This is a genomic window from Zooshikella harenae, assembly GCF_018837975.1.
GTDB classification, from domain to species: Bacteria; Pseudomonadota; Gammaproteobacteria; order Pseudomonadales; family Zooshikellaceae; genus Zooshikella; species Zooshikella harenae.
The window spans coordinates 152,170-163,878 of record NZ_JAGSOY010000003.1; the positions used below are offsets into that span (position 1 = coordinate 152,170).

General features: G+C 38.3%; 9 protein-coding genes. 5 read left to right on the forward strand and 4 right to left on the reverse strand.

Annotated features, from left to right (window positions below; all coding sequences use genetic code 11):
• The first annotated feature begins 690 nt into the window (after positions 1–690).
• From KCG35_RS02505 to KCG35_RS02515, 3 genes are read left to right on the forward strand one after another with little or no spacing between them, the layout of a single operon-like run.
• Positions 691–1,821 carry a sugar-transfer associated ATP-grasp domain-containing protein gene (locus KCG35_RS02505; protein WP_215818085.1) on the forward strand — a complete coding sequence of 377 codons (1,131 nt, stop codon included), beginning with the start codon at positions 691–693 and terminating at the stop codon, positions 1,819–1,821.
• A 53-nt stretch (positions 1,822–1,874) separates the two neighbouring features.
• Positions 1,875–3,188, forward strand: a complete 1,314-nt coding sequence (locus KCG35_RS02510; RefSeq protein ID WP_215818086.1) for a putative O-glycosylation ligase, exosortase A system-associated — start codon at positions 1,875–1,877, stop codon at positions 3,186–3,188.
• A gap of 56 nt (positions 3,189–3,244) precedes the next feature.
• Entirely contained in the window at positions 3,245–4,216 is a 972-nt protein-coding gene (locus KCG35_RS02515; protein WP_215818087.1) for a polysaccharide deacetylase family protein, read from the forward strand.
• A gap of 91 nt (positions 4,217–4,307) precedes the next feature.
• Here KCG35_RS02515 and KCG35_RS02520 read toward each other — a convergent pair whose 3' ends face one another.
• Positions 4,308–6,143: an asparagine synthetase B family protein gene (locus tag KCG35_RS02520; protein ID WP_215818088.1), complete on the reverse strand. Its 1,836-nt coding sequence runs from the start codon at positions 6,141–6,143 to the stop codon at positions 4,308–4,310.
• Between the two features lie 601 nt (positions 6,144–6,744).
• Positions 6,745–7,425: a tetratricopeptide repeat protein gene (locus KCG35_RS02525; RefSeq protein WP_215818089.1), complete on the reverse strand. Its 681-nt coding sequence runs from the start codon at positions 7,423–7,425 to the stop codon at positions 6,745–6,747.
• Positions 7,426–8,406: 981 nt separating this feature from the next.
• Here KCG35_RS02525 and KCG35_RS02530 point away from each other — a divergent pair.
• The gene (locus tag KCG35_RS02530; protein WP_215818090.1) at positions 8,407–9,468 is read left to right on the forward strand and encodes a GNAT family N-acetyltransferase; all 1,062 of its coding nucleotides are present in this window, start codon (positions 8,407–8,409) and stop codon (positions 9,466–9,468) included.
• Positions 9,469–9,543: 75 nt separating this feature from the next.
• Here the strand turns inward: KCG35_RS02530 and KCG35_RS02535 are convergent, their stop codons facing one another.
• Positions 9,544–10,161, reverse strand: coding sequence for a tetratricopeptide repeat protein (locus tag KCG35_RS02535; RefSeq protein WP_215818091.1), 618 nt, complete (start codon positions 10,159–10,161; stop codon positions 9,544–9,546).
• Positions 10,162–10,384: 223 nt separating this feature from the next.
• Positions 10,385–11,065: a hypothetical protein gene (locus KCG35_RS02540; protein WP_215818092.1), complete on the reverse strand. Its 681-nt coding sequence runs from the start codon at positions 11,063–11,065 to the stop codon at positions 10,385–10,387.
• A gap of 376 nt (positions 11,066–11,441) precedes the next feature.
• On the opposite strand from KCG35_RS02540, the gene KCG35_RS02545 reads away from it, so the two are divergent.
• The gene (locus KCG35_RS02545; protein ID WP_215818093.1) at positions 11,442–11,687 is read left to right on the forward strand and encodes an acyl carrier protein; all 246 of its coding nucleotides are present in this window, start codon (positions 11,442–11,444) and stop codon (positions 11,685–11,687) included.
• The last annotated feature ends 22 nt before the right edge of the window (positions 11,688–11,709 follow it).

An 11,709-nucleotide genomic window follows, 5' to 3' on the forward strand; every position in this document is an offset into this window, starting at 1 on the left:
AAAGCAGCGCATTATATGAAAAAAAGGGGGTTTTTTGTTATTCCCTTAAGTGTAGTCCTGCTATTTGTTGTGAGGTCTGTCACTGTAATTGAGCAGTATTGTTGCTTATTGGCAGGTAGCTAAGCTCGCCCAGTATTTTGTTGTTGCAATTATAACAGTTTGTTCTCAGCCTGCTCTAGCGGCGGTTTCTCATAGTTTTTCTTGCCTAGGAGCAGGGCGTGTTTTTTGTGACCACTTTATTTGTCTCAAAAACTTCATATTGTCATTATGATACACGACGTTATATGTATATAAAGCCACCTTCTACTAGCATGTTATATGGATATAGTTCAGGTTGGTTTTATACATACCTTGGTATACGACCTCTAGTAACCTATTCGCGAAACCTTTTACACTGCATTATATTTGTTTATGTCAGGGTGGATATGTAATGAGTTTCTCTACTGTCATTATTTCACAAAAACAGGACTTTCGTTGATTTTGTGAAGGTAATAACACTTAACGTTGACTTTTTAGGGATGATATAAGCTATATTCTCCTTCCTTCAATATAGTGTTATCACAGACTATTCGTTTGTGCTTATACAGTTTCACAAAAAGTTTTTATTTGAATTGCGTGCGAAAATTGTGACAGTTAGGTATTAAAACGTGTGGAATGAAGGTGATCAGGTAATAGACAATGGAGTAATGTGTGATAATTATTAAATTTGTTTCCCGGTCATTGTCTTTACTTCGACAAGCTATGCATGATGTTGAAGTGCATAAACAAAAGCGCGCTCTTGTTGGTGGAACATGGTATCGACATTGGTGGCAACAGTGCAAGTTAATGTTTGTGAATGGTATTACAGCAGATGACTACTATTTGTATGGCCTGTTTAGGCCAGAAGTCAGTTGGGCTGAAAAACTGACATATATGGGATGTCATGAACGCTGGCGATGGGTTGCCCCTGTTTCTCCTGAGCATTATAAATTCCTGACAGAGAATAAACTGATCTTTTCTCATTTTTTGCGTGCTTCCCAGATTCCTGTTGCTCGTGTGTATGGAACCTATGGTCCCAAAGGATTGAGTGATGATGGACAATTATTAAGAACGCCGCAGCAGTTAGAAAAATGGTTAATGCAGCGTGATTTGGATAATCTTTTTATAAAGCCAGTAGCGGGTACCCGAGGTGTGGGGGTTTTAAGCTTGGGAGAAAAGATAGAACCTGGGCGTTGGCAGAAGTTACCACAAGGGGAGATTTCTTTACCTGAGATACTCGCGCATTTTCAGGCTCAGCCCCATTTAGATACTTATTTGATTGAAGAGCGACTTAACCCACACCAAGTGTTGGCGAAATTTGCGCCCAATGTTTTACATACTGCAAGAATAATCAGTAGCTATGATGAAGATGTTTGTATTCATGCTGCAATGATGCGTCTTGCATCGGCTGACCAGGTTGCGGATAACACATCGTTAGGTAATATGTCAGCTGCAGTAGAGCTAGCAACAGGGCGCTTACAGCATGGCTCAGTACGTCTGAATGGTATTGCACAACCACAAGCGATTCATGAGAGTAGTGGGCTGGCTGTTGAAGGTTTTCAATTACCTGATTGGCAAGAGACGTTATCCCTTGTGCGCCGGGCATCACGATGTGTTCATTTCAATGGCATTTTGGCCTGGGATGTGGCGCTGACTGACAAAGGTCCTGTTGTAATAGAGGCAAACTCACTGTTTGATTTGCATTGGCAGGCAACGGCAAGTCGTGGTCTGTTAAGTACAACGTTATATGATTATATGTGTAAGCATCATTTGGAAAAAAGAATTGGTTTTCATCTTCACTGAGTGGTTAAGATTTTTGCAGGACGACTGCCACAGCTAAGGAAAACACAGGCAAAATGCGTGATATACTTGTACTATTGATTGTGCTTGTGGGGATTCCAAAAATTCTGATGAATCCTCATATCGGTGTCTATTTTTGGTCATGGATTAGTTATATGAATCCTCACCGGTTAAGCTGGGGATTTAGTTATAGTTTTCCATATGCCATGTTAATAGCCGTGTTAACGGTCATTTCTTTTGTGACTTCCAAAGAAACGAAAAAATTTCCAGTGACGCCTGTTACTATCACTTTAATTATTTTTGTTATTTGGATGTCGATTACAACGTTTTTTGCGCTTTATCCTGAAGATGCAAAAATTGAGTATATCCGTGTCATAAAAATACAGTTTTTTACAATATTAACGTTAATTTTGATTAATAACCAAGAGCGTATTAAGACGCTGGTTTGGGTTATTGCGCTTTCAGTTGGTTTTTTTGGTATTAAGGGTGGAGTATTTTCGATTCTCAGTGGTTTAAATTTCCGAGTATGGGGACCACCAGGATCTTATTTTGAGGGAAATAATGAGTTGGGTCTGGCCTTGCTAATGGTTTTGCCCATGTTTCGCTACATGCAAATGACAGTTGATAATAAGTGGATCAAGCGAGCCTTGTTGGGAGCGATGCTGCTCATTGGAATTTCTATTATTACAACTTATTCGCGTGGCGCCTTTTTAGGGGCGATGGCGATGATGTTTTTCTTTTGGTTAAAAAGTCCAAATAAACTGCCAATAGGTCTCGCTGCAGTGCTTGCGATAGCTGTGATTTTAATGGCTATGCCAGGCAAATATTTTGAGCGTATGTCAACAATTCAAACATATGAACAAGATGAGTCTGCATTAGGAAGAATCAGTGCTTGGACAATGGCGTTTAATTTGGCAAAAGACCGAATTACGGCGGGAGGTTATGGACCATGGAAAGAGGAAGTATTTGCGGTTTACTCAGATCCGACACGGGTATTTGATGCGCACAGTATTTATTTTGAGGTACTGGGAGAACAAGGATTTATAGGGCTGTTTATATTTCTATTATTATTCTTTTTAGCCTGGCGAACAGGTAGCTGGATTATTAAAAATACGAAGGATCGAGAAGATTTGGTATGGGCACTAAATTTGGCGCGGATGTTGCAGGTTGGTTTGGTAGCATATGCTACGGGTGGCGCCTTTTTAGGGTTAGCATACTTTGATTTGCCTTATCATATGGTTGCATTACTTGTTTTAACGCGTGTTTGTGTTGAACAAGCTTTAGCTGAACCCAAAACAGTTAAAGAGGAAGTTGTAAAACAAAATGAACCAACAGGCTCAACAAAGGTAAAATGGCGCTGGGAGCAATAAATTATGTAAAATAATTTAACAATTCAATGAATTATCTGGCTGGGAAGTTTCGTCTGATGGTTATGCAAGGTTTAAAAACATTAGGAACATGGCTTTCACGGACAGATCAACAGAGTAAACTCGCAATTCTTATTTATCACCGAGTGCATCCTGAACCCTTTAATCGTATTGGTTTAGAAGTTGATGCACAACTTTTTGACCAGCAAATGGGACTAATGGCTAAGTACTTTAATGTATTGCCTCTAGCCGATGCTGTTCAGTCTTTAAAAAGTAATTCGCTACCACCTCGAGCTGTTTGTATTACCTTTGATGATGGGTATGCTGATAATTGTGAGGTTGCATTACCTATACTTAAAAAGTGGCAGTTGCCTGCAACATTTTTTATTGCCTCGGACTTTTTAAACGGTGGTTGTATGTGGAATGATAAAGTGCTTGAAGCCGTTTTTCAGTCCCCTCTAAATGAGTTAACGCTTACGGATATTACTGAGCGTCCTCTTGCCATTGATACCAAAGATAATAAAGAGTGCACTGCAAACTATTTGTTAGGTAAACTAATCTATTTACCTCATGCTGAGCGTACTGAAAAAGTGGAGTATGTACTTCAGCAGGCGCAAGTAGAAGCACCTGATAATTTGATGATGACTGTCGATCAATTGTGTCATATGAAGCAGCAGGGAATGGATATTGGTGGCCATACTTGTAGTCATCCAATTCTTGCCAGTCTTTCTGAATCTGCAGCTGAACAAGAAATTACTAATAATAAAGCCTATTTGGAGAGTATTCTTGGTGAGCCTCTGAGAGTATTTGCTTACCCGAATGGTAAACCGGGCAAGGATTATCTAACGACACATGTCAATATAGTAAAAAAATTAGGCTATGAGTGTGCTGTTTCCACTGCATGGGGTGTTTCTTCTCCTGAAGCTGATAGCTATCAGTTGGCTCGATTCACACCTTGGGATACTTCTTCAGGAAAGTTTATGTTACGGCATGTCTTAAACTACCGTAATACGTTACCTGAAGTGGTTTAAAACTATGTAAAAAGCGGCTTGATTACACAGTCATGATTAAGGTGTGTAATCAAGTTACTTTTTTATTTATTTCGAAAGAACGGCCCAGGATTTATTCTTGTAAATGTTTCTTACACCACTGGCCGAGTGTCATTAAAAGCCAAATTAATTCGCCATAATAATCACTATGCTGATGTTGATGCATGTGCTTAGCATTGGCTATGAATTCTGGTCGGAAAAATCCAAGTGATTCAACGTAGTCTAAAGATTGGTATGCATATTCTTGTAAAGGTTTATGCTCTTTGGTCCAAATACCAAAGGGTAAACCAAAGCCATGTTTGGATTTATTGATGATCGCTTCAGGTAAAAAGTTACGCATAGCGTGCTTATAGATGTAGCGCAGCTTTTGAAAGTTAACTTTTTTATGGGAAGGAATACTGCAAGTGAGGGCAATCAAGTCATCATCTAGCATTGGGTACACAACATCTACACCCGCAAGATGGCACATGCGATTTACTTTGGGTAAGTCATTATCTGCTAGGGTACGCTTCCAATCCAGATATAACATGCGGTTGATATAGTCGCCTTGTTTAGGTCTATGGTAAACATCCCGTAGGTGGTTAATTGGGGCTTCAATATCAACTTTTTGTAAAAACTCGGCAGAAAACACTTCACTGGCTGGATGTTGGTGTAAAAAGTTATAGGTCTCAAGCCGGTCGGGAAGTGGAGTAAGTGCTTGCTTAATGTAACTTTGAGCTTTACTAGCAAGTGGTAAACGTGAAAAAACGCCACGCATAAGAATGGGTTCTAGAAACTTTTGTCGGGCAAGCGATGGTACTTTTTGGTAGTTTTCAAAAATTATTTGTTTTTGATAACGGGTATTTCCAGCAAAAATTTCATCACCACCATCACCTGCAAGCATGGTTGAAACGCCATTTTCTTTAGCAAGTTTTGCACAAAAATAGGCGGGTAACACTGAAGAGTTACCAAAAGGTTCATCCAGTGCACCGATGATGAGGTCATAAGCCGCCAGAATATCTTCCGGTTGAATGAAATACTCATGTTGCTCCGTTTTGAAATGCTTTGAGGCAATACGCGCGTAATCAATTTCATTGTAGGCGGCAACAGGAAAGCCGATAGAGAATGTTTTTACGGGATTGGCACTAACCTGGCTAAAAAAGCCTGCTACCGTTGAGCTATCAAGCCCTCCACTTAAAAATGCACCTGGGTTAGGTTGTTCACTGGCCCTGAGTACTGAGCTGCGCAGGGTGTCATATACTAAATTACCTAACTCATCATCATTAAAACTTGTGTAATCACTGAAATCGGGAAGCCAGTAAGTGTGGTGTGATAACTGACCATTTTGTATTTTGATATATTGAGCGGGTTCTAGCTTCCAGGTGTCTTTGTATACTGTGCCTGGACTTGGAATCATATGGAAATATAGGTAATTGAAAATAGCCTGCTCAGATAATTGGCAATTGGAATGAGGGTGGCGTTTTACCATTGCTGCACTGGAGCCAAATGCCAATAAATGTTGTTCTGGCTGCCACTGATAATAAACGGGTTGACTGCCAATTTTGTCTGTACCCAAATAAGTTGCTTGCTGGGTGTGGTCGATTATTAGGAAATAAAATTGTCCTTGCAAGCGATGTAGACAGGCAATACCGTCGCGTTGGTAGGCATGCTGTAGGGTAAGTGCATGTGAGGATTTGGAGGCATGAAGCGCTAGTTGTTCATCATTCCACCGAGGATAACCACCGACGAGTACTGTCGTGTTACTGTCTTGAACAAAAAAGCAGTGATCTGTTTGGTTAACGGCTACCGCATGATGTGTGCCTAACTGTCGTTCACTGGGATCAGTGCCTAGCATATGGTGTAAGAGGTTGTCAGCTTCGTTGGCATTGAGTGGCACATTTTCTTGTATCCAACCACAAAATGGAATCATGGCTTATCCTTCATTCGTGACATTTTTGTGTTCAAAAAAACGACTGTTGCAAGTGTTAAAGCATCTGACAACGATACCTCAGTGTAGAGGTTTGCTGTTCCTTTAAACGCTAGATTATAGTGTTTTCCCAAGATTTACACATGTTTATAAAATGACATGCATTGTAGGCTTACTATAGAATGCGCCAAATTTATATCAATGCTGTGAAGCACTGAGCGCATCAGTAACGTACTATATCTTCCGTTGTGGGATATCATGCATGAATCCCTGGAAAAAATCTTTGCAGTGTATAGAGTTATCAGATTTTTTCTGTTTATTGACCAATACTGATAAATAGTGATTGCTTTCCTTAGGCTTACTAGTTGTATGGAATGACTAAGCTGGTGTTTAATGATGAAAAGTATATAGGTTTTACTGGCAGGCTGGTATGAGTCTGCGTAAAAGTTGTATTAAGAAGAAGCTGGACGATTAGAAAGTAGTGCTGGTTAAAATTTAAGCTTCCTTGCTCTTAGGTATACTCGTTTTAAAAAGAATGGATTGATGTGAGTTTTGGTGTAATAGGTGATTTGATCGCTGCTATGGATTTTATTGCCCATATAAATTAGTCAGTTTGCTTCCCTTTATAGCTAACAGTTTCTGTTGTTCCTCCTAAATTGATATTTAATAACTGGTTTTTTAAGCCTTGCAATGGATAATTTTTAGTATAGGCTTGTTGGGCATGACCATAAGCTTTATCGTACTGTTTTAATTTTAAGTATAATAAACCGATATTATAATGAAGTTCAGCATTGTTAGGTTCATATTTCAGTGCTGTTTGGTATTTTTTAAGGGCTTCTGTATATTTTCCCTTTTTGTGTAAATAAATGCCATAGAGCATATGGACAATACCATCGTCAGGTTTGAACTTAAGTGCTCTTTCTAGAAAACATTCTGCACTCCAGTAACGCTTTTCTCTATGTCTAGTATTCAGTAATGTGTAATATCGAATTACGGTAAATAAGGCGCGATGATGATTGGGAAAAGCACGTAAAGTGTAGGTAAGGTCACCCATAATATTACTTGACATTCCGCCCTGAAGATATTCGATATTATCATTAAAGTGATATTGCTCAACAATAGATAAGTTTTCTTGGTAGTGTTTCGGGTTTGTATAATCAAATGGGCCATAGAAATTTTTAAGATCACCACAGAATGACGAAGCCATAATACTACTGCTCAAAATACTGTTATAGCCAATAAAGATAAATAAAACATTAATAATGGTTTCTCTTTTTTTAATCATATTGATTGTCCTTAGCCTGTAAAAAGGGCTCTTCCCTCAAATAAACGAGATAGTTTTGTGAATCTTAAGGGCACCTCTAAAAATGCACTTTTTCTGTGATAGCTGTGTCTGTGCTGTACTCATGGCCCTGCTAGCATTAATACATAATTGAGGCTATCGCTAAACATGTAGTAACTGTTTAGTCCTTCATGTATTCCTTATACACTTTGGTCCTCTGTGTAGTACTTACTTGCTCTTATAAAAAAAACACTATTTTTAGAGATATCCTTAACTTATGGGTTGTTTTTATTATTTAAGAATATTTTGTTTTATGTCTGGTTTTGGTGTGTGTTAATTAGGTTTGTGAAATTTTACCTCCAATTTTTTTAAGGAAAACTTATAAATGTGTATGTTCTATATTTTTTTTATAAAAACTGTTAATAATAATTTTTGGGCTGCAAAAATAAAGTAAAGACTGTCGAGTTAATATATATTTCGATAAGTGTTGAGGCTATGGGCGTATAACAGTGCTATATTAATGGTTATGTTGCTGTTGTATGTGCTTGTTTAAGGAAATTCAGCGAAGCTGAATTTATAGCTTTTTGTTTAGAACGCTGTTCTTTGATTAACTTCGCTCAATAAATCTTGAGTATTTTCGAAATACATATCTGTCTTGTCGTAAATTATCCCAAATAATATTTTTGGATCGAGTTGAGTACTGAAATTTTGTGATGAGATTCTTGTTTGGGTGAGGATTTTTTCATTAGCAAAGATGAATTGGTTAGTATTAATAATGTGAATGGTAACAAAGTGCTAGTTTGGTGTTGTTGGTAAATTACGGGTGATCAGCTAAATTAATTAGAATGATGAGATTGCTGTTATGTATTCAATAAAGCTGTTAATGGTAAAGCTGGCATTGTGAATGCGTTATTGTATGTTATGAAAAAGTATAAAAGCTGTTAGTAAGTATCTTTCGTCTTGTTAGTAATTGAGTAGTAATTTATGAGTTTTACAGTTCAGGTTTTTTCAGCATTTGATGCTGTTCCCTCTAGCTTACGTGAGTCAACCTCTTTTCGTACTTCGTCTAGCTCATTGTTCTACTCTTGGGAATGGTTTGAAAATTTGTTCAATAATGCTTTGGTGCATGAAACGGAAGAGCCACGTTTTTATTTTGTAGTAGATAGTGATCAACGGCCGGTGGTTGCATTATTTTGTCTTGCTCAACCCTCGAACAGAATATTAAGGAGTATGACAAACTTTTACTCATTAACTTATGGAACAGTTGTTTTGCAAAATAATCTTGCTCAGCAAGCTATTTTGTCCTTGGCTGAGCATATCGCACAAGAACAGCCACGCTGGCAAGAAATTGACTTAATGTTGACTCAAGCACAAGATCAGGCAACGACATGGTTTGTAAAAGCATTAAAAGCACAGCAGTTTTATATTAATACATATTTTCAGTATGAAAATTGGTTTTTAAAATTAAACGGTGAAGATTTTTTTACTTATTATCAAAGTCTTTCTTCCAAGTTACGTAATACAATTAAACGTAAAGAAAAAAAGCTGGCAAAAGAACATAACTATGAAATAAAACTGATTATAGATGGAGAAGAGCTTGAACAAGGGATTAATGATTTTGTTACTGTATATAATCAAAGCTGGAAAAAACCTGAGCCATTTCCTGATTTCATGCCGAGTTTTATCCAACTTTGTGCGGAATTGGGTATTTTACGGTTAGGCATTTTATCTATTGACCAACAGCCCGTTGCGGCGCAATTGTGGATTACATTTCAGTCGACATCGATTATTTACAAACTGGCCTATGATGAAAACTATAAAATTTACTCTGTAGGTTCAATACTTTCTCATTTTATGTTTAAGCACACGATTGATGTAGATAAGGTGACACTCATCGACTATGGCATTGGTAGTGAAGCTTATAAGCGGGATTGGATGACCGAAGTAGAGAAAATTCAAGGAGTAGAAGCATTTAATATGAAGACGATAAAAGGAATGGTTATGGCAGGTAAACAAAAAGTCGCCAGTTTGATAAAAAGCAGATAAAAAATTATGGCGGAGTCAATGCTCCGCTCATGACAAAAATTACTCGCCTGTATCTGTTCTATGTTTACAAACAGCTTATCGCCAGGCGTTAGCACGTACTAGTCGGTTTTTTAGGCCTTGCAGTGGATAGCCAAGTTCATAAGCTTCATGGGCATGAGCAAGTGCATTGTTATATTGTTGCATGTCAGCATAAAGCAGGCCCATATTGTAATGTACTTCAGCTTTATTCGTGCTTAGCTTCAAAGCAGTTTCATAAGACTTGAGGGCTTCATCGTATTTTTTAAGGCGGTGTAGATAAATACCGTAAAGCATATACACTGTTCCATCACTTGGTTTAAAGCGAATAGCGCGATCAAAGAAACACTCAGCAGTCAAATAGTTGTGAGTCGTTTTCGGCCGATTTTTTTGTGTGTAGTAACGAATCGCAGTGAATAATGCTCGGTGATGGTTAGGAAATGCTCTTAGTGTGTAGGTTACATCACCCATTGCATCACCTGTAATCCCTTGCTTTAAAAACTCGACATCAGAGCTGAAGTGATGGCGCTCGACAATCGGCAAGCGTTTTTTGACATGGATGGGATTGGTATAGTCATAGGGACCATAATGGTTTTCTAAACTACCACAGTCAGCCTTGCCAAATGCTGTTATTGGAGTAATAAAAGCCGCATAAATGATAAACACAATGATGCGCATAGTGGTTATGCCCTCTGAGTATTGGATTACACAGTTAATGGGCAATATCTGGTAAGCATCTACTACTCATTTGTAAGAATTCTTACAAATACCTCTTTCCTTAGGTTCATTAGCAGAGGGCGTTACTACAGCACCACAGATATCGCATGTGATTATGAGTTTAAAATAACACATTAAATCTCTTAGCGAATAGTTTTTCTGTGTTTACCTTGTGTCCTTGTAGTTAACTAGCTGATACACGTAGTCTTGGACCTTGTTTAAAAGAAATATAAATCCACGGTGCGTGACTGGATAGCATTAATTGACATTTGCCTACACAAATAAACGTTGCAGAACCAACCCGTTTTGCGCCAAGCCGTTCATGGGCGCATATTGATTCTTTGTTGAAGGCTGAAATACGACTTAACGTCCATTTTACATTATTGCTTCTGTGATGAGCGCATAAGGTATCCCATAGTTTGGGAAATGCTAAACTCATGCGGGCATGAGGAACGATATAAACATCAAAATCCCACACTGAAGTTTTTGATGGAAGTGGCTCAAAAAAACATCGTACTTCATCTTCCTGGTAGGTACCGGGGGTATACCAAATATAGCCTTGAAATTGATTATTTTTATAGGCTGCAAAGCATCGAGCATGTTGATTGAAACGATAATGTACGACACGCTCTGGACAGGGGAAGTCTGGCCAGTGCTGTTGATCTGAAGCGGTGATTTCTTGAATAATAAACTGTTTTCCTCTGCTCTCGGGAAGGAGAGCTTTGGTGCTTATAGGTTGGCTGTAGAGGTAGTATTTAATAATTCTACAGCGGCGGTGAAGCTTATTGATACCGCGGTGGATACTATAAAGAAATGCATTTAGCCAACCTAATTCATGGACTAAAAGCTGAAATTTGCTGTACATATCCCATCCTGGTCATTAATAGCAAGGGTTTGCCATGGTAAGGCACGTTTTTACACAGGAGTGTGTTATTATCTAACTTATATCTTGACATGTAATCCTGCGACTAAAGAAGCACATGCTTCACTAGGGTGTAATGCTTTAGCAACAGAAAGGCCATCTATCCTGTCGCAATGCTTTATTTTCAAAGCATCAGTTAGTACTGACTGTATCCTTGATAAAGCAAATGGAGTACCACGGTCATTTTTAATAGGGGTACTTAAGTACATCGTGCTAAAAGTACGCTAGTTTATAATGAACAGACGTATAACTAGTATAGTTAGTCTGTAAGTATACGTTAGTTTAAGTATATGTTGGTAAGTTCAATGGAGCACAGTGAATGGATGTTTTAAACGAGGTCAAACAGTTATTAGCATCCCAATTGCAACTCGATCAGCAGTTGGCGGCTGCCGATGAAAATACACCTTTGTTAGGCGCAATTCCTGAATTTGATTCTATGGCAGTAGTGTCTGTGATTACTGCCTTGGAAGAGCATTTTGGATTTATGGTCGATGATGATGAGATAAGCGCTGAGGTGTTTGAAACGCTGGGCTCTTTAACTCAGTTTGTGCAACAAAAACTCTGATATTTTCCCAGGTATTATAAAT